Below are 20,477 nucleotides of genomic sequence, written 5' to 3'. Positions count from 1 at the left end.
ACGGGCGGCCTTTCCGTAAGCCCAAGGATAGGTCAAGTTGCCTGTGTATCAGGGGTGTTGAGGCGTACGCCGGTCGGAACCTGCCGGGCCGTGGTCGCGCTCACCGCCACGTCCAGGTCCACGTCGGTGAGGTGCGGGAAGGCCGAGAGCCAGGCGAGGCCCTCGACGGGGTGGGGGGCGTCCAGGGAGAGCCGGACGAGCTGCTCGGGCACGATGAGCTCCGTCAGGTCCTCGACGCGGTAGGCGCCGACGACCTTGATGACCGGCCAGCCGCCGATGGCGCTAAGGGCCCTGAGGTCGTCGGCGCCGTGCACGGGGACCATGGGCCGCAGGGACAGGTGCGTGAGGATCTCCCGTACGTAGAGCTCGCGGTCGAAGACCGGCCAGGACGCGGCCAGGACCAGCTGGACCCTGCGGTCGGTGTGCCGGCGGAAGCGGGTCAGGTAGTGCAGCGCCGCCGCGCTGCCGACCTTGGCGGCCACCAGGGGCATCAGGTACGCGAGCTCGCCGTCGACCTCGTCGGGCCCGGGCAGCAGGCCGAGCACGAGATCGCCACCCACCTCTGCCAAGGCGTAGGCCTCGCGCTCCGTCCGCGGCGGCACCAGCGACCGTATGCCTTCCTCGACCAGCTGCCGCACGGCCGGCGCCACCTCCGCCGCGTACGGCAGCGCGGCGGCGGCGAGCAGCTTGCCGCGCGCGGTGCCGTCCGCCGTGAGCCGCCGCAGCATCTGTTCCGCCTCCCTCGGCCGCGCGTGCGCGACGGCCAGCAGGATGACGTCCTCCCACTCGGAGCGGCCCGCGTTGTTCACGAGCAGGTCGAAGTCCAGCTCCTGCACGGCGAGCCGGGCGCCGAGGTAGTCCTGGAAGGTGCGGTGCAGGAAGTGCACGCGCCCCTCGGCCGGCTCCCGCAGCAGCCCCGACCGCAGCAGCAGCCAGCGGTAGACGTCCTCGCCGTCGCCGTCGAGGTTCATCGCGGGGGCGGCCTCCCCGAGGATGTGCACGGCGTCCGAACGGTCCATCTCCGAGCGGCTGTTGCGGATCAGCCACCAGGCGAGCTTCTGAAGGAGCTGCACTTGAATGGCGAAGGGGAGCCGCACCCCGGCGGACGCCCCGGGCGCGACCTCGCGCTCCACGTCCCGCCGTTCAAGCAGCATGGTCAGCGCCGCCTCGTACAGGGACTTCCTGTCCTGCGGCAGGAAGCCGCGCCGCTCGCGGTGGAGCGCGCAGAGCATGCCGCACATCAGCGGGTTGGCGGCGAGCCGGTTCAGCTCGGACGCGGCCCGCACGGAGTGCAGCAGGGCGGTCCCGACGGAGTCGTCGGCGCCCGCCGCGCGGTGCCACCTGCGTACGAACGTGTCGACGTCGTCGCGGGCCATCGGCGACAGCGTGAGCTCGGCGAAGCCGGTGGGGTCCAGCCACTTGTCGGGGACGGCGGAGGGGCGGGTCGTGACGAGCCACAGATTGCCCGGGAAGAAGCGGATCAGATCGCGCAGCCACCGCTTCGCCGCCTCGCGCCGGTCCTCGGAGATCTCGTCCATCCCGTCGACGAGCAGCACGCCGCGCCGCCCCTCCAGGACGCGCTCCACCCAGCCCGGTGGCTGCTCCCCCGCGACGAGGCACCCGACGGCCGTCAAGAACTCGTGCGGCGCCGGCAGTTCGCTCCCCGGCCGGACGATCCGCCGCATCGGCAGCACGAACGGCACCCGCCCGATGAGGTGCGTGAGCCCGTGCTCGTACGTCCGGTCGGCCGCCGTCACCGCGAGCCACTGCACGAGGGTGGTCTTGCCGGACCCGGCGACGCCGCGCAGCAGCACGTGGTCGTGTTGCGCGAGCACCCGCTCGGCCGCCACCTGGGTCCCTGCTTCCCCGGGCCGCTCCCGAGTCGCCTCCAAACTCAGATACGCCGTGTCGAGGGGCCACTCGCTGGCCCCGGCGTAGACATCGAGGCCGTAGATGGTGAGCGTGCCGTGCCGCGCGGTGATGTACGAGGCGTACCGCTCCTCGAACGCGGCGTCCTCGGCCGACTGCGACGGCAGCCGTTCGAGGAGTACGTCGACGGCTTTGACCAGCTGTGCGAGCTGGTGGCTCTGTTGCGTCTGCCGACGGGCGATGTACGTGGAGCGCTGCGTGAAGAAGTTCAGGATGTGGAGGGAGGCGGTGTGGAGCAGCCGTTCGTAGAACAGCTCGGCGTCGCGGCTGAGCGCGAACGTCGCGACGGTCACGGCCGACTGCGAGCGCAGCACGCGCGCGAATTCCTCCGGCCCGAGGGCGACGGCTTCGTAGTCCTCGATGGTGAGGGTGCCGAGGGCGGCGAGGGAGTGCGTGAGGGCGTGCTTCACGGCGACGGCCTCGGCGGCCTCCACGGGGCGCTCGCCGGGGCCGGCGGCCTTCAGCGCCCTCCGGACGAGCTCGTCCGCGATCTTCTCGACGTCCTTCGGGGTGACGTTCCGCTTCTCGCCCCCGAACGACACGAGGCCGGATATCCGCACCGGCTTGGTGACGAGGGCGGCGCCCGGCTGATCCTTGACGAAGAGCTTCTTCACGAGGGGAGCGACTGCGCTGGAGGCCAGGCGGGCGCCTAGGGCTGCGGGGTCGACCATGGGTTGAGGGTAGGTCAACGGCGGTTGAATAAAGCGTAGTTAGGCCGTACCAGACCAGGTCCGGCTTGTCTCCTGCCGGGTGCTGTGGCTCCTCGCCACTTGTGCAACACGCCGTTGCACAAGTGGCGCCGGTGTGGGTGGGGGTAGCCGCGCCGGATGGCCTCGGGTGACTCGATGATTTGTCCAACAGGCTGTTGGACAAATCACGTTGCGGGTCGCTGCAACGATTTGCGTCGAGTCAGTTCGTCCGTGGCGCCTCCCCTGTGAGTGTGTGTATGAGTGCCGCGAACGCTGCGGGGTGAGTGGTGAGGGTTGTCTCGGGAGTGTCGCTCTCCTGGAGGTGGATATGGCCGGTTGGGCTTGCGGCTACGTAGACGCAATTTGCTCCGGCTCCCTCACTGAAGGAGGACTTCTGCCAGGTGAGTTCTTTCATCGTCGGGCTCCGCTATGGACGTAGTGGATGTGCTGGACGAGACCCAGGGAGTCCCGGTCTTCGAGGCGATCAGGCGTGTTCTCGTTCACGATGGGCGCCAGCGCACTGGCGCCCAGGGCGACGGCAGTCGCTTGGTACTGGGAGATCGCTTCACTGTCGTGCAGAGTCATCCCACCGGCGGGGTGCTCGACGAAGACCGTTTCCAGCCCCGGCACCCCCGGGGAGAGGAGCAGGAAAGGGGCGCTGCGCCAGGCCTGTGTCCCCTGGTCGAACGACAGGATCTGGATTGTGACATGTGGGTTGGCTGAGCTGCGGATCAGGTGTGCCAGTTGGTCGCGCATGATCTGAGGGGTGCCGACGACCATGCGTAGGGCGGCCTCATGGATGACGACGTGAAGCTGTGGAGGGCGTTCACCGGTGAGGATGTGCTGTCGCGCGAGGCGGAAGCGCACCAGCGTGTCGATCTCGGCAGGTCTGGCGCTGGGCCGAGCGTTCTGGAACAGCGTACGCATGTACGACTCGGTCTGGAGTAGACCGGGGACCAGCAGCGTCTCGTAACTCGCGATGCTGGTCGCCCGATCCTCCAACTCGGCAAGGTCCAGCAACTGTTGTGGCAATGCCTTGCGGTACTCGGACCACCAGCCCTTGCCAGTGCTCTCTGCCAAACGCACCAGCTCGTCGATATGGGTCCCACTAGTGCACCCGTACTTGGCTGCAAGGGTGCGGAGTCGTTCCGCGGAGATGCCGGTCCTGGCCGCCTCGATGTGCGTCATGTGGGGTCGCCCCACACCGATCAGCGCCGCCGCCTCGATGAGGTTGAGCCCCGCGTTCTCACGCAGCTTGCGGAGCTCGACGCCGAGGCGTCGCTGGCGCTCGGTGATGTGCGTCCGTAGTGCCAAGGGTGGACCTCCCGGGAGTTCGCGCTCAGTTTGCCGCCTCCAAGGGTGAAGGTTCCACCGATCGAGGCAAGAAGGTTGCACTAGTGGCACCTACTGCCTACGTTGAGTGAGGCGACGCTCACGCAACCATGTCGGAAGCCTCGCTGTCGACGCATTCCCCCACCCTGTCCGCCCGCAGAAGCGCACCGCCCGATCCAACCCCCGTGCCGGACGGGAGGTTGCTCGCGAGGAGCGGTAGGCCACTGCGGACGGGCCACGTGGGGTCGGTCATCCCACAGTCGAATCAGCGATCCCAACGCCATGGAGGCGTCTCATGGGCGTACCCCCGCATGACCTCACGTCGGACACCTACACCCTGTTCACTCCTGGCAACGCCCAATCCGCCAAGATCTGCCGCGACTTCGTCCAACGCACCCTGGAAACCCTCGGCCTCGGCCACCTCGGGGACACCGCCGCCCTCTGCACCTCCGAGCTGGTGACCAACGTGCACCAGCACACGAAGAGCGACGTCCACCTGAGAGCAGCGGTCGCCGCCACCCACGTACGCATCGCCGTGTACGACGACGGCGACCGACTGCCCTCGCCCTCGCCCCGCAGGCCCGTTGCCGAGGAGGAGAGCGGGCGGGGGCTGTTCCTCGTGACGGCGCTGTCGGACGTGTGCGGTGTGACGCCCGCGAGTACGGGCAAAGGCGTGTGGTTTCGGCTCAATCGGTGAGCGTGCCGTAGACGTGTACGTCGATGTGGGCGGGGAGGTTGTCCAGGCCTACCGCCACCGCGGGGACTGTCAGCTCTGCCAAGGTCGGGTGGTGGGCCAGGGCCGAGACGTCGATGAGGGCGTTCCGGTCCGGGCTGCCCTCGGGGCGGTTCTGCAGGAACAGCCGCTTCAGTCCCGGCGCGAGCGTACCCAGGCGTGCGACGGCCGCCGTCCAGGACGGATCAGGGCGGAGCTGCAGTTCGACCAGGCCGGGCACGGTCAGGTCCGGCGAGGCGAGCGTGAGGGCGTTCGCCGGCAGGTGCAGGGCGAGAGAGCCCGGCAGGGCGGCGAACACCTCCCAGTCCGCGGGGGACAGCGCATCGTCGTCGTCGAAGGTCACCCGCTCCAGCGTCGGCCACCGGGTCGCGATACGCAGGTCGGCCAGGGAGTTCCGGGAGCCCACGAGGCCGAGGAACTTCAAGGGAGCGTCAGCGGGGAACGGCGCCAAACTCCACGGTTCCAGTGCGCCGACGACGCTGAGTCCGTCGAGGTGGCCGAGGGACCCTAGTGCCTCCGCCGTCAGCAGGGTCGGCGGGAACCTGTTCAGGAGCAGGAACGTGGGCTCGCAGGCCGCTATGAAGCGGGAGGCGATCTCGGGGGTGACCCCCGGCCTGATGTCCAGCTTCCGCGGGCGCAGGCCCAGCCGTTCGAGCTCGGCGACCTGCGCGTCGGTGCGGAGGGTGAAGTGGATGTCGTCGGCGGCGTCGAGCCGGGCGATGATCTGCTCGGCGTACGCGCGGCAGTCGTACCGGTGCCACCCCCACATCAGCTGGCTGCGGACCCTGATGCTTCCGTGCCGGGCGAACCGGGCGAGGAAAGGGATCGCCGCGTCCGAGTCGACCCGCGTCGCGGTGATCGTCACGTGCGTGGCCTCGTCGTCGGTCAGACCGTCCGGGCCCGGCAGCAGGTCGAGCACCATCGCCCCGACGTTCGCCAGCGCCTTCGCGTCCGCCACGTCGTGCGGCGGAATCAGCGCCGCCGTCCGCCCCTCCACCTCCTCCCGCACCGCGGGCGCCAGCTCCGCCGCGTGCTCCAGGCAGGCCGCCGCGAGGAGATGGATCCGCTTGCGGGCCCCCTCCTCCGGGTGGCGGTCCCCGTGTGCGAGCAGGTCGCCCAGGATCTCCGCTCGTTCACGCGGGCGCGCCTGCGCCACGGCCATGCGGATGACGTCCTCCCACTGGTCGTCCGCGGCGTGCCGCGCGAGTACGCCGAAGTCGCCCTCGTCGACCGCCGCCCGCGCCCCCAGGAAGTCCTGGAACGTGCGGTGGACGAAGTCGACCGTGCCGGGCCCGGGCTCGCGCAACAGCCCGCTGCGGTGCAGGAAGTGGGTGTAGACGGCCTGCGCGTCACCCAGAGGGGCCAGCTCCGGCACCGCCGGCAGCGCGTCCGCGATGATGGACTCCGCCCGCGAACGGTCCATCACCGTACGGCCGTTGCGGATCAGCCAGTACGCCAGCCGCTGGAGCAGTTGCAGCTGGGGCTCCTCCCGCAGCTCCGGGACCGCCATGTGGCGCTCACGGTCCCTGCGTACCAGGAGCATCGACAGAGCCGCCGTGTACAGGTCCTTCCTGCCCAGCGGCAGGAAACCCCGCCGGTCCCTGTGCAGCGCGCAGATCAAACCGCACATGAGGGGGTTCGTGGCGAGGCGGCCCAGGTCCGGCTTCGCGCGCACCGCCTCCAGGAGCTGGCTTTCGTACGCGGCGAGCGCGGCGTCCTCCTCGGGCGCACCCGTGGCCGCGGCCGCGTGCCACCGTTCGATGAACGCCGCCACCTCCGCCTTCCGCATCGCGGACAGCGTCAGCTCCGTGAAGCCCTCCTCGGTGAGCCAGTCCTCCCGTACGGCCGAGGGGCGCGACGTCACCAGCCAGCGGTTGCCCGGGAACGCGTCGATGAGGTCGCTCAGCCAGGCCCGCGTCCGGGCCCGCTCCGCCTCCGGGACCTCGTCGATCCCGTCGATCAGGACGAGGGCGCGGCCGGCCGACAGGACACGTGCCTCCCAGCCCTTCGGCTGGGTGCCGGCCAGCGGGCACCCCACCGCGGCGAGGAAGTCCGCGGGCGCGGGCAGGCGCTCGCCGTGGCGGGTGAGGGTGCGCAGGGGCAGGACGTACGGAACGCGGTCTTCGAGGTACGTCATGGTGTACCCGGGGCCTGTCACGTCCTGCCGCGCCGCACTCACCGCCAGCCACTGCACCAGCGTCGTCTTGCCCGACCCCGCCTCACCCCGCAGGAGGACCCGGTCGTGGGTCGCGAGCGCCTGGTCCGCGGGGAGCGGGGGCGTACGGTCGACGACCTCCACCTCTTCCGCGTGGTACTCCGCCCCCGACTGGTAGTGGGCCGTGGCCACCCGCTCGGGAGCCGCCGCCTCCAGCGACATGTAGGCCGCGTCCAGCGGCCACTTCCCCGGGGAGCCCGCCAGGTCGATGCCGAAGATCGTCAGCTTGCCGTGCTTCTTCGCGACGTACGCGAGGTAGCGCCACTCGAAGGCGACGTCCTCCGAACCGCCGGCGACCGGCGTGCGGGCGATCAGCGCGTCGACCTTTGCGATCAACTCGTCCTGCCCCCGGCTCTGTGCCACCAGCGTCGCCGCCACGAACGTGGAGCGCTGCGTGAAGAAGTGCAGGATGTGCAGGCACGCCCACTCGGTGACCGAGTCGAGGTAGCGGGAAGCGTCCGCGGAGAGGCCGGAGAGCGGTGCCTCGCGCACGAGCTTGCGGGCCAGCTTCTCGTGGCCCAGGCGGACCGCCTGCACGTCGTCCATGTCGAGCTCCCCAAGGGAGAGGAGCCTCCGGGTCAGGGCAGCGACGACCGCCTCCGTTTCGTCCCCCGGGAAAGGACGCTCGCCCGGCGAGGCCACGGACGCCGCCACCAGCCGCTCCGCGAGCCGCCCCACGTCCCGCCGGGACAGCGTGCGCTTCTCGCCCTTGAACGACACGAGTGACGACAGCCGTACGGGCTTGTCGACCAGGCCCGCGCCCGGTCCCTCCCGCACGAAGAGCTTCTTGATCAGGGGCGTTACGGCGCTCGATGCCAGGCGGGTGCCTATGACCGCGGGATCCATGGGCGTGAGCGTAGCCGGGGTCACATTCGCGGTGGGGCGGAGTCGGCGGGCCGGTGACATGGCGCACAGGCGTTTTGGGCGGTACTAGGCGGAATAGTGGGCCGGGCCCGATCCGGGGCCGGGACCTTCGGCCCGCAACCTCCGGGACCTTTGCCGCGTCGGGGGCCGATGGGTCGCGGAGCGCGGTGGGTATGCGGCGCCTGCCCGCCCGACGTCGGGTTAAACCCATGCGGGGGGAGGAGAAGCCGCCCCGTGAGCGCGGGGGAAATGTCTGGATTTGAGGGTGTCAAGAGGTCTAAATGCCGGTGCTCAGCTACGGCTTTACGTAGTAGATGGGCCCTTTGTGCCCCGGCCGGGGTGGGGGTTACCAAGGGATGGCCGACCCGGCGAAGCGCGATCCGCGAGTGACTCACCCGCTTCTCGCCTGCCGGGTCAACTCATGCCCCCCTCAGTCGGCACCGCCCGTCGGTCTCGCCGTCACACTCCGGAGGACATCCTCATGCTCAAGCGCACCAAGTCCCACCGTCCCGGCCCGTCGATGTTCCGTACGCGTGCGGCCGTCATCGCCGTCGGCCTCGGAGCCTCGGCGGCCCTCGGGGCCGGGGTCTCGGTCGCCGCTGGGGACGCCAAGAGCGGTGGCGCGCTGCCCGGCGTCGCCGTGAACTCCGTCCAGGCGCAGGCCGCCGCCCAGGCCAAGGCCGCCGAGAAGGCGCAGCAGGCGCAGCAGGCCAAGGCGAAGAAGGCCGCCGACGCGAAGAAGGCCGCGGCCGCGAAGGCCGCCGCCTGGGTCGACCCGGTCAACAACTACACGCTCTCCGCCAGCTTCGGCCTCGGCGGCAGCATGTGGTCCCACAAGCACTCGGGCCAGGACTTCGCCGTGCCGGTCGGCACCCCGGTCGAGTCCGTGCACGGCGGCACCGTCGTCAAGGCGGGACCGAACGGCGCCGGTGACGGCCCCGCGTACGGCAACGCCGTCGTGATCAAGCACAGCAACGGCACGTACTCCCAGTACGCGCACCTCTCGCAGGTCGACGTCCGGGTGGGCCAGACCGTCGGCACCGGCCAGCGCATCGCCCTCTCCGGCAACACCGGCAACTCCAGCGGTCCGCACCTGCACTTCGAGATCCGTACGACCCCGAACTACGGCTCGGCCGTGGACCCCGTCCGCTTCCTCGGCTCCGTGGGCGTCAAGGTCTGACCAACCGCTTCAGTCACTGGGCGTGCTTACGCGCCCGTGTGCGCCCGCGTCACCAGATCGACGGCGACCTCCAGGATGGCCCTGCGCTTCTCCTCGGGGTCGCCTTCGACGTCCTTGAGCACGAACATCCCGCCGTGCATGGTGAACAGTGCGCTGAAGCAGCGCACCTGGTCGGCCATCGGCGCGTCCGGGTCCTTGAGGATCTCGTAGAGCCCCAGCATGCGGTCCTTGAAGCTCTCGCCCGTCTTCAGGTCGCGCATCGTCGCCTGGTTCTCCTGCATGAAGCGGAAGAGTGGCGCCGCGTCGACGAGGATGTCGTTGTAGCGGCGCAGGGTCGTCTTCTTGGTCTCCAGGGAGATGGGCCGCGGCTGCTCGTGACCCCAGGCGATCAGCTCGTCGATGGGTCTCGTGACGTCATCGAAGATGCTGGTCAGGATGGCTTCCTTGGTCTTGAAGTGGTAGTACAGCGCCGCCTTCGTGACCTCCAGGCGCTCCGCGATCTCGCGGAGTGACGTCTTCTCGTACCCCTGCTCGGCGAAGAGTTCGAGGGCCACGTCCTGGATGCGCTGACGGGTGTTCCCGCGGCGCTGTTGCTTGCCCGTGCCTGTGCCCGTGCCCATCGGGTACCCCTCGGCTTCCTGCCAGATAACTTACTTGACGCCCGGCTAGTGCGGGGTCTACGTTCCCACAGTGTAGTCAACTAGCCGGGCGGCAAGTAAGGACCCGGCCGTGCGGGGAGTGGGGAACATGGCGGAGAAGACCATCGAGAAAACCGGGCCGGCGGCCGGCCCGGAGACAGCACAGGCGGCTCCGCCACCCAACGGGACCGGGACCGGGACGGCCGGCGCCGGGACCGGCAAGGCCGAACCGCAGCCGCGCAGCGTGCGTGTCGTGCTCTTCGCCCTGATGATCACGATGCTCCTCGCCATGCTCGACAACATGATCGTGGGCCCCGCGATGCCGACCATCGTCGGCGATCTCGGCGGCATGGAGCACCTGTCGTGGGTCGTCACCGCCTACACCCTGGCCACCGCCGCCTCCACCCCCATCTGGGGCAAGCTCGGCGACATGTACGGGCGCAAGGGCTCCTTCCTCACCGCCATAGTCATCTTCCTCGCCGGCTCCGTGCTCAGCGGCATGGCGCAGGACATGGGCCAGCTCATCGGCTTCCGCGCCATCCAGGGGCTCGGCGCGGGCGGTCTGATGGTCGGCGTCATGGCGATCATCGGTGACCTGGTGCCGCCGCGGGACCGCGGCAAGTACATGGGCATGATGACCGGCGTCATGGCCGTCGCGATGATCGGCGGCCCGCTGGTCGGCGGCTCCCTCACCGACCACCTCGGCTGGCGCTGGGCCTTCTACATCAACCTGCCGCTCGGCGCCGTCGCCCTCGCCATGGTCACCAGCGTCCTGCACCTGCCCAAGAAGAAGGCGGAGGGGCGCATCGACTACCTCGGCGCGGCCCTGCTCACCGTCGGCATCAGCGCGCTCGTGCTCGTCACCACCTGGGGCGGTACGGAGTACGCCTGGGACTCGGCCGTGATCATGGAGCTCATCGGCATCGGCGTCGCCTCGCTGATCGGCTTCCTCTTCGTACAGAAGAAGGCCGCCGAACCGATACTGCCGCTGCACATCTTCGCCAACCGCAACTTCTCGCTGATGGCCGTCATCGGCTTCATCACCGGATTCGTGATGTTCGGCGCGATGCTGTTCCTGCCGCTCTTCCAGCAGTCGGTGCAGGGCGCGTCGGCGACCAACTCCGGTCTGCTGCTCCTTCCGATGCTGCTCTCGATGATGGCCGTCTCGATGGTCGCGGGCCGGGTCACCACCGCCACCGGCAAGTACCGCGCCTTCCCGATCGTCGGCACCGTCCTGATGGTCGCCGGCTTCTTCCTGCTCGCACAGATGGACACCGGCACCTCGCGCCTCACCTCCGGCCTCTACATGGCCGTGCTCGGCGCCGGCATGGGCTTCCTGATGCAGATCACCATGCTGGTCGCGCAGAACAGCGTCGAGATGAAGGACATGGGCGTCGCCTCGTCCTCCGCCACGCTCTTCCGTACGCTCGGCTCGTCCTTCGGCGTCGCGATCATGGGCGCGCTCTTCAACAACCGCGTCCAGGACGTCATGGACGACCGCGCCGGAGCCCTCGGCGGCAAGGTCACCGAGACCTCGGCGCAGCTGGACGCGGCGAGCCTCGCCAAGCTGCCGGAGGCCGTCCAGGACGCCTACCAGCACGCGGTGTCGTCCGGTACGCACTCGGCGTTCCTGCTGGGCGCCGCCATCAGCGTCGTGGCGCTGCTCGCGTCGTTCTTCGTGAAGGAGATCCCGCTGCGGGGCTCGGGCCCCGAGGACAAGCCGGTCGCGATCGCGGACTAGGCATCCGTAGGACCACTCTCAGCCGGACAGCCTCTGTGACCTCAGAGGTTGTCCGGCAGCTTGAGGACCGGATAGCTCCCCGTGTTCGTCGGCGCGTGCTCCGGCAGCCACAGCACCGCGACCGCGCCCTCGGCGGGCACGTCGGGCGCCGCGCCCGCGGGCCGTACGTTGCGGAAGGTGAGCCGCGCGCCGAGCACCCGCGCCTGGCCCGCCGCGATCGTCAGGCCGAGACCGTGTCCGTGGCCCGCCCGGTCGGCGCTGCCCGTGCGGAAGCGGCTCGGCCCCTCGTCCAGAAGCGCCTCGGGGAAGCCGGGCCCGTGGTCGCGGACCCGGACCACGCGGCCCTCCACGCTGACCTCGATGGGCGGCTTGCCGTGCTTGGTGGCGTTGGCGACGAGGTTGCCGAGGATGCGCTCCAGACGGCGCGGGTCGGTGGTGACCTCCGACTCGTGCACCACCGTCACCGTCACGTCCGTGGTCAGGACCGCCATGCGCCGGGTCACGAACTCGCCGAGGGTGATGTCCTGGAGCTCGGCCCGCTCGGCGGCTGAGTCCAGACGCGCCACTTCGAGGACGTCCTCGACGAGCGTACGCATCGCCTGCGCGCGGTCCTTGACCAGCTCGCTCGGCCGGCCGGGCGGCAGCAGCTCGGCGGCCGTCAGCAGCCCGGTCACCGGCGTGCGCAGCTCGTGCGCGATGTCGGCGGTCACCCGGCGCTCGGCCTCGAGACGCTGCTTCAGCGCGTCGGCCATGGCGTCCACGGCGCTCGCCACGTCGTCGGTCTCGTCCTTGACGACACCGCCGATCGCCTCCCGGACACTCACGTCCGAGTGCCCCTGGGCGACCTCGCTCGCCGCCGTCGCCGCCTTGCGCAGCCGCCGTGACAGCTGCCCGCCGATCAGTACGCCGAGCGCGCAGCCGCCGAAGACGACCGCGATGGAACCGATGACCAGGGCCTGATCGAGGTCCTTCATGACGGTGGCGCTGCGGTCGGTGAAGCGGGAGTGCAGCGAGAGTACGTGCCCGTCGGCGAGCGGCACGGCGGCCCAGATGTCGGGCACGCCGTCGGGCTTCTCCTCGACGAAGGTGGCGCGGCGGCCCTGGAGGACCTTCTCCCGCAGCTCCTCGGGCAGCTCAGGGTCGTCGACCTTCGTGCCGAATTGCAGGGTCTGCCGCTGGGACGCGGAGGAATAGAGCCGCAGGGCGAACTGGATGCGCTCGTCCTGCACGTCGCGCGCGTTGTCGAGCATCGAGACGCGCGCGGCGTTGTGCACGACGAGGCTCAGGGCGATCGCGACCAGCGCGCCGACCAGCGCGATCGCAGCGGCGATCTTCCAGCGCACGCCGGTGCGCAGGTGCACCCCGGAGCGGAACCTCTCGCGCACGCGCGCGACGGCCCTGCGCCCCCCGTTCATATACGTCGTCCTCTGAGTGCAGTGAGTGCGGTGAGTGCAGTAGGTGCCGTGAGAGCCGTAGACGTCGTAAGCGCCCTATTCGTTCTGATCGCCCTCACGCCTTGAGCTTGTAACCGAAGCCGCGGACCGTCTCGATGCGGTCCTGTCCCACCTTCGTGCGCAGCCGCTGCACGTGGACGTCGACGACGCGGGTGTCGCCGCCCCAGCCGTAGTCCCACACCCGCTCCAGGAGCTTGTCGCGGGAGAGGACCGTGCCGGGCGCGGACGAGAACTCCAGGAGCAGCCGCATCTCGGTCGGCGTCAGCGCCACGGGCGCACCGCCCCTGCGCACCTCCATGCCGACCGTGTCGATCTCCAGGTCGCCGAAGTTCAGCACCCCGCCGTCCGCCGCGGAGCGCTCCTCCTGGCCGGACGACGCCGAGCCGTGCCCGCCCGCGTGCCCGAAGCGGCGCAGGACGGCGCGGATGCGGGCGACCAGGACGGCGCCGTCGAACGGCTTGGTCACGTAGTCGTCGGCGCCCGCCTCCAGGCCCAGCACGACGTCGATGGAGTCGGCGCGCGCCGACAGCATGATCACCGGGACCGTCGACTCGTCACGGATGCGGCGGCACAGCGATACGCCGTCCAGGCCCGGCACCATCACGTCGAGCAGCGCGATGTCCGGCTGGTCGGCGCGGAACGCCTCCAGGCCCGCGAGACCGTCCGGCATGGCGGTGACCGCGAAGCCGTCGCGCTCCAGGGCGAGCTGGGTGGCCTCGCGGATGACGTCGTCGTCCTCGACGAACAGGACGTGGGTCTGCTCTGCCATCGGGTGCTCTCAGTCCTTCTCGCTGCGTCGGTGCGTATACGTATCGGCGTATCGGTGCGCTGTCGGTTCAGTCCGCGGACGGAGTGGGTTCCCCGTCCACCGCGTTGCCGAAGTCGTTGCGGGTGCGCCCCGACTCCGTGAAGCGGTTCGCGGACCAGCGGTACGTGATCACTTCCTCACCGGAGGGGTAGGCCACCGAATCGCCCGACTCGTACAGCTGCTTCGTCACGACCAGGTCGCCCCGGTCGATCTCGGCGTAGACGGAGGCCGGCTCCTCGGCCTTGAAGACATTCTCGTACCGACCGCCCTCGGCGCGATACACGTAACTGCCGATGCCCACCGCGTCACCGCAGGTCAGCACGTTCACGACCACATCGGAGGCGGTTCCTCCGGTCAGGTTCCCGTACGAGACGTCGACCGGGTAGGCCTTCCCGACGCACGGCTTCAGATCCCGCTTGATGGCCGGGCTGACCTTCGGGTCCTCCTTGACGAGCCGGACCGCGTCGATCTTCTTCGTCGGCACGGACGCCGAGGCCGAAGGGGACGGTGCCGTGGACACCACGGGCTCGCTGCGGGCCGGGCCCTCGTCGCGCGCGCCGGATCCGCCCGTCGAACAGGCGGAGAGCAAAAGGCCGACGGCGGCGACCGCGGCCGTCGCCGCACCCACCGCCTTCACGCTTCTCGTGACCCGAGGGCCTAGGCCGCGCAACTCTCCCGCTCCTCACGTTCGAGCGCGCTGGCTACCAGCTCTTCGCGGTCCCGGCTCTCCAGCTCCTGCCGGAGCCGGGCGAGCGCCCGGTGCAACGTGCTCTTGACCGTTCCGGCCGACATACCGAGGGCGGCGGCCGTCTCCTCTGTGGACATCTGCTCCCAGTGTCGCAGCACGACCACGCTGCGCTGCTTGGGTGCGAGCACCTTCATGATGTCCATCAGCAGCGCGCGGTCCGCGTGCTGCTCGGTGGAGTCTTCCACGCTCGCGTCGGGCAGCTGCTCGGTGGGGACCTCCTCCAGCTTGCGGGCCCGCCACCACTCCGTACGGGTGTTGATCATGACGCGGCGCAGATAGGCGTCCGCGAGCCGCTTGTCGGCTATGCCGTCCCAGCGGCCGTACGTCCGTACGAGCGCGGTCTGAAGCAGGTCCTGGGCGTCCACGGGGTCCGGGACCAGGCGCCGGGCACTGCGCAGCAGGGCATCCTGCCGAGTGCGGACGTACTCTTCGAACTCGAGCACCTCGCCGTGCGCCATATCAAACCGCCTCCGTTCCATCCCCGATTGCCGACCGCGGTCCCTGCTGTGCGGTACGGGTATGAAGGTACGGAGGCGTTGTCACGAGGTTGTGCGGAGCAGCCAGCGGCGGGCGCACGGCTGTACGTCGGTTGTGTAACAGACGACAGTCCTGGGGTGTTGCCTACGATTTCCAGGGGCCCCGGCGCCTGCGCCGTCAGGTCGGAGGCAGTCGCCAGTGGCCGCTGTGTTGTCAGGTCAGAGGCAGTCGGTACCGGCCGCCGGGCAGCGGCTCGACGAGACCGTCCGCGACCAGCCCGTCCAGCGCGCGGGCCCGCTGCACGGGCTCGTCCCACACCCGGTCGAGCGCCGCCTGCGGCACCGGCGTCACGGCCTCGCGGAGCACGGCGAGCAGCTTGCCCCGCACCTGCCGGTCCGTCCCCGCGTACGTCTGACCGCGGCGGGCCGGCCCCTCGTGCGCGGGCTTGCCCGCCAGCCGCCAGGCGCACTGCGCGGCGATCGGGCACGCCCCGCAGTTCTCGTTCTTCGCCGTGCAGACCAGGGCGCCCAGCTCCATGGAGGCCGCCGCCCACCGGGACGCGGTGCGCTCGTCCTCGGGGAGCAGGGCGCGGGCGAGCTTGCGCTCGGCGGCGGTCGTCGCGTTCGGCGGGTACTGCACGCCGGTCACGGCCCGCGCGAAGACACGGCGCACGTTCGTGTCGAGCACGGCGTGCCGCTGCCCGTACGCGAACGAGGCGACGGCCGCCGCGGTGTACTCCCCGATACCGGGCAGCGCGAGCAGCTGTGCGTGCTGCGTGGGTACGTCTCCGTTGTGCCGCTCCGTTATGGCGAGGGCCGCGCCGTGCAGCCGCAGGGCGCGGCGCGGATAGCCGAGCCGTCCCCAGGCGCGCACGGCCTCGCCGGGCGGCTCCTTGGCGAGGTCGGCGGGGCGGGGCCAGCGGGCCAGCCACTGCTCGTACACGGGCAGGACCCGGCTGACCGGCGTCTGCTGGAGCATGAACTCACTGACCATCACGCCCCACGGGCCGGCGTCCGCACGGCGCCACGGCAGATCGCGGGCGTGCGTGTCGAACCACGCGATGACGGGGCTGTGCAGGGCCTCACCCGCGGGCTCGGCGGGGCCCGCGGCGGCGTGCCCGCTGAGGGGGCTGTCGGAACTGTTTGGCAAGGGCTTCGTGGGCGCAGTCATGGCACACCCGATCCTGCCACGGGCACACCGGGGCGCGGGCCAACCGCGCGGTTCGCCTCGACGGTTTCCCGGGGGTGGGGGTGCGGGGGTGGGCCGGATGGGCTCGCGGGGCGCGAGGCCGGGGGCCGGTGCCATGGGCCGGTGCCGTGGGCCCGGCGGCGCGGCTTCCGCGCTCCGGCCGGGCGGCTCCGGCGGCGTAGCTTCCACGGTCCGGCCGCGTGGCTCCGGCGGTGCGGTTGTGGCGGCACGGCTTCAATGCCACGACTGCGGCGGCAGGGCACGGCACGGCCGCGGTGGCACGGGCCCGGCGGCACGGCTCCGGCGGTACGGCCCTGGTGCCACGGCCGCGACGGCGCGGCTCCGGCGGCACGGCCTCGACGCTATGGGCCCAGTGGCACCGCTTCGGCGGCACGGCTTCGCCACGGCTTCGATGGCATGCCCTCGGTGTCATGGTCTGGGTGGTGCGGTTTCGGCGCGGCCCGGCGGTGTGCCTTCGGCGGTGCGGCCGGGCGGTGCGTGCTCGGCGGTACGGCCCGGCGGCGGGCCACGACTGCGGCGGCACGGCCGCGGTGGCACGGCCCTGGCGCCACGGCCGCGACGGCACGGCCTCGACGCCATGGCCGCGGCGGTACGGCCTCGACGCCATGGGCCCGGCGGCACGGCTGGGCGGCATGACTCCGATGTCACGGTCTGGGCGGCGCAGCTTCAGCGGTACGGCTTCGGCGCGGCCCGGCGGTGCGGCTCCGGCGGCACGGCCGGGCGGTGCGTGTCCGGCGGTGCGGCCCGGCGGCAGGGCTTCGATGCCACAACTGAGGAGGCACGGCCCGGCGCCACGGCCTCGGCGGTGCGGCTTCGGTGGCACAACCCCGGCGCCCCGGCCCCGGCGTTCAGCCGGTGGGAGGAGTGCGTACCCGACGATCGGCAGGGGTGCCGGGACGTGGGGGGACAGTAGCGTCGGAGGCGTGGAGAGACGTACACGGAGCGTGCTGTTGTGGGGGGCGTTGGCCACCCCCGTCGTGACGGTCGACTGGCTGGGGCTCAATGAACCGCGGTCCGTCGCGGAGCAGCTCGTCGGCCTCGCCGTCCTCGCCGGTGCCGTCGCCGTCTCCCGCACCCGGCCCCTCCTCGCCTTCCTCCTCGCCGCCGCCCTCGGCCTCGCCACCGCCCCCTCCCTCTTCACCCTCTCCTTCGGTCCGGCCCTCGCCGTCCTCGTCCTGCTCCTCGGCCGCCGCGCGGACCGCGCCCGCCCGGCCCTGCTCGCCTTCGCGGGCATCGCCGTCGTCGGCACCGCGAAAATCGCCGCCCGCGACGTCGACCCGGTCGTCGAGTGGCTGGTGCTCATGGCGACGCTGTTGTTCGGCGCCGTCTTCCCCTGGCTCGCGGGCCGCTACTGGCGCCAGGGCCGCGAGCTGGCCGCCGCCGGCTGGGCCCGCGCCGGCCAACTGGAGCGCGAGCAGCGCATCGTCGCCGACCGCGCCCGGCTGCGCGAACGGGCCCGCATCGCCCAGGACATGCACGACTCGCTGGGCCATGAGCTGAGCCTGATCGCGGTACGGGCGGGCGCCCTCCAGGTCGCCGCCGACCTCCCTGAACCGCACCGCGCGGCCGCCGCCGACCTCCGCGCGGCCGCCTCGCAGGCCACGGACCGGCTGCACGCCATCATCGGCCTGCTCCGCGACGAGGACGACGAACAGGCGCCGCTGGCCCCGGCGGGCGAAAGCGTCGCGGCCCTCGTCGCACGCGCCACCGAGTCGGGGCTGGACATCACGTACGTGGACGGTGGGGGCGACGGAGCACCGAGTGCTGCGGCTCGGCAGTACGAGGCGAGTCGCGGCGGCACGGTGGGCTGTGCGGTCGACCGCAAGGAAGCCCGCACGCACGACCTCACGGACGCCCGCACCGATCACCGCGTGGGGGGCGATGGGGCACCGAGTGATGCGGCTCGGCAGTACGAGCCGAGCGGCGGCGACCCGGTCGGCAGTGCGGTCGACCGCACGGATACCCGCACAAATACCCGTCCGGACGCCCGCAAGGACGCCCACCCGCACGACCACACCGTCCACCGCGTCGTCCAAGAGGCGCTCACCAACGCCGCCAAGCACGCGCCGGGCGCCCCCGTCACCGTCGAGGTGGCGCGCGGCAGCGCCGCGACGACCGTCACGGTCACCAACGGGCCCGCGCACGGCAAGAGTTCACGCGCCCCGGGCGGGCTCTCCGGCGGCGGCTCCGGCCTGCGTACCCTGCGCACCCGCGTCACGGACCTGGGCGGCACGCTCGACGCGGGCCCCCACGGCCACGGCTTCCGGGTCACCGCCCGCCTCCCGGCCACGGCGAGCGCCCCCGCACCCCCGCCGCCCCCGCCACCCGCACCGGGCGGCCGCCTCGCGCACGCCCGGCACCGCACCGCCCTCGCCTTCGGCATCGCCGTCACCACGGGCGTGCTGCTCATCGGCGGCACCTTCGCCTGGTACGCGTACTCCCGCACGCACTCCGTCCTCACCCCCACCGACTTCGCACGCCTGCGCGTCGGCGAGACCCGCGCCGAGGCCGACCGCGTCCTGCCGGAGCGGACCGTCACCGACCCACCGCTGGAGCGCGCGCCCACCCCGCCGCCCACCGGCGCCGACTGCGCGTACTACCGGGCGAGCGGTGAACTCTTCACCGCCGTGACGCACTTCAGACTCTGCTTCGCCGAGAACGGCCGCCTCGTGGACAAGGCCGTCATCCCCACGGCGAGCGACGCAGACGCAGAGACAGAGACAGACGCAGAGACAGACGCAGAGACAGACATAGAGGAAACGGAGCGGGTGCGGTGAATGAGGAGCGACCGTCGGACGGGGCTACCGGGACTGCGGCGGGCCCCATCCGCGTCCTGCTGGCCGACGACGAGGCCATGATCCGCGCGGGCGTGGGCGCCATCCTCGCCGCGGGCCGGGGCATCGAGGTCGTCGCGGAGGCCGGCGACGGGCGCGAGGCCGTCTCCCTGGCGCAGGCCCACCGCCCCGACGTGGCACTGCTCGACATCCGCATGCCCCGCCTCGACGGGCTCGCCGCGGGGGAGGAGATCGTGCGGACGGTGCCCGGCACGGCGGTCGCGATGCTGACGACGTTCTCCGAGGACGCGTACATCGCGCGCGCCCTGAGCGGCGGCGCCACCGGCTTCCTGCTGAAGTCCGGCGATCCGCACGAACTCATCGCGGGCGTGCGGGCGGTGGCGGGCGGCGCCGCCTTCCTCTCGCCGAAGGTCGCCCGGCACGTCATCGACGGCTTCGGCGCCCGGCGCATGGGCCGCGGCGCCGAGGCCCGCGCCCGGACCGGGAACCTCACACCGCGCGAACGCGAGGTGCTCGGACTGGTCGGCGCGGGCCTGTCCAACCCGGAGATCGCGGCCCGGCTGCACCTCGTCGAGGGCACGGTCAAGGCGTATGTGAGCGCGGTCCTCGACCGGCTCGGGGTCAAGAACCGCGTCCAGGCGGCGATCGTTGCGTACGAGGCGGGCCTCGTCCCGGAGACGGACTGAGCGGAGACGGACTGAGCGGAAACGGGCCGAGCGGAAACGGGCTGAGCGCTGGCGGATTGAGCGTCAGCGCGGCTGGATGTCGTCCCGCCGGAACGTCATGGTCGGCGAGTCGTACGCGGCCGGGTCGTACGGGGCGGGCTCGTGCGGGACCGGCTCCTGAGCGGCCGCCTCGTAAGGGGCGGCGTTCTGGTGGTCGTACTCCTGGTACGGCTGGTGCGCCTGGTACGCCGCCGGGTCATACGCCCTCTGGTGCGGAACCGGCGCGGGGGCACCGGCCGGGGCCGGGGCGGGGACCGAGGCGGCACGGGCGTGGGCGGAGCGTGCGGGGCCCGGCCCCGCGAACCACTGCACGATCCCCGTCGACGACCCGCGCATCGCGAGCGTGACCCGCGCCACCGGCCGCGTGGTGATCCGGACGAGGACGAAGACGATCACCGCGCCGAAGACGAGCCCCACCGCCACGTCGTGCGGATAGTGCACCCCCACGAACACCCGTGAGAACGCCATGAGCACGGCCATCGGCACGGTCAGCGCGGCGATGCGCGGCCAGGCGAGCGCGAGGCCGATGGCGGCGGCGCCCGCGATCGCCGAGTGGTTGCTGGGGAAGGACCAGTCGCCGTGCGGCGGGCACTCGACGAGCGGCGTCAACGCCCCCGACACCGCCCGGCAGGGACGCTCCTCCTGTATCCCGGACTTGAGCAACTCACTGCACACGTACGCCACCGCCGTGGCAAGCGGAGCGAGCACCGCGACCGCCAGCGCGCGGGGATCACCGCGCCGGGCGCGCCACCAGGCGACGATGAAGAGCACTCCGAAGAGCAGCAGTCCGAGCTCCGTCCACACCTCCGCGAGGTGCTGGAACCACGACGGCGTGTCGTGGGCGAAGTCGGTGATGTCGCGGTAGAGATCGTCCGTCATGGTGTCCATGATTACGGACGGTACGAGGGACGCCGAATCGTCACATGGGGCGATCGTCCCG

The 20,477-nt window shown here is 71.5% G+C and carries 15 protein-coding genes and 1 pseudogene; 5 read left to right on the top strand and 11 right to left on the bottom strand.

The annotated features are described in order from the left end of the window. Positions 1-32: 32 nt before the first annotated feature. The 3 genes from ACZ4Z4_RS19730 to ACZ4Z4_RS19720 all read right to left on the bottom strand — a co-directional run bounded on the left by ACZ4Z4_RS19730 (position 33) and on the right by ACZ4Z4_RS19720 (position 3,932). Positions 33-2,600 carry an NACHT domain-containing protein gene (locus ACZ4Z4_RS19730; protein ID WP_468328556.1) on the bottom strand — a complete coding sequence of 856 codons (2,568 nt, stop codon included), beginning with the start codon at positions 2,598-2,600 and terminating at the stop codon, positions 33-35. A 238-nt stretch (positions 2,601-2,838) separates the two neighbouring features. Then, a complete protein-coding gene (locus tag ACZ4Z4_RS19725; protein ID WP_468328554.1) occupies positions 2,839-3,033 on the bottom strand; it encodes a DUF397 domain-containing protein in 195 nt (64 codons plus the stop codon). Then, entirely contained in the window at positions 3,030-3,932 is a 903-nt protein-coding gene (locus ACZ4Z4_RS19720) for a helix-turn-helix domain-containing protein (RefSeq protein ID WP_468328552.1), read from the bottom strand. Before ACZ4Z4_RS19720 ends, ACZ4Z4_RS19725 begins: the two co-directional genes overlap by 4 nt. A gap of 313 nt (positions 3,933-4,245) precedes the next feature. Between ACZ4Z4_RS19720 and ACZ4Z4_RS19715 the strand changes: the two genes are divergently transcribed. Next, positions 4,246-4,647, top strand: coding sequence for an ATP-binding protein (locus tag ACZ4Z4_RS19715; RefSeq protein WP_468328550.1), 402 nt, complete (start codon positions 4,246-4,248; stop codon positions 4,645-4,647). On the opposite strand, the gene ACZ4Z4_RS19710 is transcribed toward ACZ4Z4_RS19715, so the two are convergent. After that, positions 4,637-7,744, bottom strand: a complete 3,108-nt coding sequence (locus ACZ4Z4_RS19710; protein WP_468328548.1) for an NACHT domain-containing protein — start codon at positions 7,742-7,744, stop codon at positions 4,637-4,639. The two genes, ACZ4Z4_RS19715 and ACZ4Z4_RS19710, sit on opposite strands and share 11 nt — an antisense overlap. Before the next feature lie 499 nt (positions 7,745-8,243). On the opposite strand from ACZ4Z4_RS19710, the gene ACZ4Z4_RS19705 reads away from it, so the two are divergent. Further along, positions 8,244-8,942 carry a M23 family metallopeptidase gene (locus ACZ4Z4_RS19705; RefSeq protein ID WP_468328546.1) on the top strand — a complete coding sequence of 233 codons (699 nt, stop codon included), beginning with the start codon at positions 8,244-8,246 and terminating at the stop codon, positions 8,940-8,942. A 26-nt stretch (positions 8,943-8,968) separates the two neighbouring features. Here the strand turns inward: ACZ4Z4_RS19705 and ACZ4Z4_RS19700 are convergent, their stop codons facing one another. Continuing rightward, positions 8,969-9,562: a TetR/AcrR family transcriptional regulator gene (locus ACZ4Z4_RS19700; RefSeq protein WP_468328544.1), complete on the bottom strand. Its 594-nt coding sequence runs from the start codon at positions 9,560-9,562 to the stop codon at positions 8,969-8,971. 127 nt (positions 9,563-9,689) lie between these two features. On the opposite strand from ACZ4Z4_RS19700, the gene ACZ4Z4_RS19695 reads away from it, so the two are divergent. Continuing rightward, positions 9,690-11,321: an MDR family MFS transporter gene (locus ACZ4Z4_RS19695; protein ID WP_468328542.1), complete on the top strand. Its 1,632-nt coding sequence runs from the start codon at positions 9,690-9,692 to the stop codon at positions 11,319-11,321. A gap of 41 nt (positions 11,322-11,362) precedes the next feature. On the opposite strand, the gene cseC is transcribed toward ACZ4Z4_RS19695, so the two are convergent. The 5 genes from cseC to ACZ4Z4_RS19670 form a co-directional block, all read right to left on the bottom strand. Further along, the gene (gene cseC / locus ACZ4Z4_RS19690) at positions 11,363-12,736 is read right to left on the bottom strand and encodes a two-component system sensor histidine kinase CseC (protein ID WP_468328540.1); all 1,374 of its coding nucleotides are present in this window, start codon (positions 12,734-12,736) and stop codon (positions 11,363-11,365) included. Between the two features lie 94 nt (positions 12,737-12,830). Next, on the bottom strand, positions 12,831-13,544 hold the full coding sequence (cseB, locus tag ACZ4Z4_RS19685) for a two-component system response regulator CseB (RefSeq protein WP_468328538.1): 714 nt from the start codon (positions 13,542-13,544) through the stop codon (positions 12,831-12,833). A 67-nt stretch (positions 13,545-13,611) separates the two neighbouring features. Then, positions 13,612-14,253, bottom strand: a complete 642-nt coding sequence (locus ACZ4Z4_RS19680; RefSeq protein WP_468328536.1) for a hypothetical protein — start codon at positions 14,251-14,253, stop codon at positions 13,612-13,614. Beyond that, entirely contained in the window at positions 14,241-14,789 is a 549-nt protein-coding gene (locus tag ACZ4Z4_RS19675; protein ID WP_362997146.1) for a SigE family RNA polymerase sigma factor, read from the bottom strand. The genes ACZ4Z4_RS19680 and ACZ4Z4_RS19675 overlap by 13 nt, the downstream gene beginning before the upstream one ends. A gap of 232 nt (positions 14,790-15,021) precedes the next feature. Then, positions 15,022-15,978, bottom strand: coding sequence for an HhH-GPD family protein (locus tag ACZ4Z4_RS19670; protein WP_468328534.1), 957 nt, complete (start codon positions 15,976-15,978; stop codon positions 15,022-15,024). Between the two features lie 962 nt (positions 15,979-16,940). On the opposite strand from ACZ4Z4_RS19670, the gene ACZ4Z4_RS19665 reads away from it, so the two are divergent. Together ACZ4Z4_RS19665 and ACZ4Z4_RS19660 are read left to right on the top strand one after the other, a co-directional pair. Then, positions 16,941-18,794, top strand: a complete 1,854-nt coding sequence (locus tag ACZ4Z4_RS19665) for a sensor histidine kinase (RefSeq protein WP_468328532.1) — start codon at positions 16,941-16,943, stop codon at positions 18,792-18,794. Beyond that, a complete protein-coding gene (locus ACZ4Z4_RS19660; RefSeq protein ID WP_468328530.1) occupies positions 18,791-19,498 on the top strand; it encodes a response regulator transcription factor in 708 nt (235 codons plus the stop codon). Before ACZ4Z4_RS19665 ends, ACZ4Z4_RS19660 begins: the two co-directional genes overlap by 4 nt. 318 nt (positions 19,499-19,816) lie before the next feature. Here ACZ4Z4_RS19660 and ACZ4Z4_RS19655 read toward each other — a convergent pair. Next, positions 19,817-20,425 (bottom strand): annotated as a pseudogene (locus ACZ4Z4_RS19655) (phosphatase PAP2 family protein); the annotation flags it as partial. Between the last annotated feature and the right edge of the window lie 52 nt (positions 20,426-20,477).

Source organism: Streptomyces sp. NPDC030245 (assembly GCF_055572995.1).
Note: the sequence above shows the minus strand (reverse complement) of the source record. Positions and strands in the feature narration are given on the sequence as shown.

Coding starts and splice junctions, on each gene's coding strand:
- ACZ4Z4_RS19695 (WP_468328542.1), top strand. CDS start 9,690: ATGGCGGAGAAGACCATCGAGAAAACCGGGCCGGCGGCCGGCCCGGAG.
- ACZ4Z4_RS19715 (WP_468328550.1), top strand. CDS start 4,246: ATGGGCGTACCCCCGCATGACCTCACGTCGGACACCTACACCCTGTTC.
- ACZ4Z4_RS19700 (WP_468328544.1), bottom strand. CDS start 9,562: ATGGGCACGGGCACAGGCACGGGCAAGCAACAGCGCCGCGGGAACACC.
- ACZ4Z4_RS19730 (WP_468328556.1), bottom strand. CDS start 2,600: ATGGTCGACCCCGCAGCCCTAGGCGCCCGCCTGGCCTCCAGCGCAGTC.
- cseB (WP_468328538.1), bottom strand. CDS start 13,544: ATGGCAGAGCAGACCCACGTCCTGTTCGTCGAGGACGACGACGTCATC.
- ACZ4Z4_RS19710 (WP_468328548.1), bottom strand. CDS start 7,744: ATGGATCCCGCGGTCATAGGCACCCGCCTGGCATCGAGCGCCGTAACG.
- ACZ4Z4_RS19675 (WP_362997146.1), bottom strand. CDS start 14,789: ATGGCGCACGGCGAGGTGCTCGAGTTCGAAGAGTACGTCCGCACTCGG.
- cseC (WP_468328540.1), bottom strand. CDS start 12,736: ATGAACGGGGGGCGCAGGGCCGTCGCGCGCGTGCGCGAGAGGTTCCGC.
- ACZ4Z4_RS19670 (WP_468328534.1), bottom strand. CDS start 15,978: ATGACTGCGCCCACGAAGCCCTTGCCAAACAGTTCCGACAGCCCCCTC.
- ACZ4Z4_RS19725 (WP_468328554.1), bottom strand. CDS start 3,033: ATGAAAGAACTCACCTGGCAGAAGTCCTCCTTCAGTGAGGGAGCCGGA.
- ACZ4Z4_RS19705 (WP_468328546.1), top strand. CDS start 8,244: ATGCTCAAGCGCACCAAGTCCCACCGTCCCGGCCCGTCGATGTTCCGT.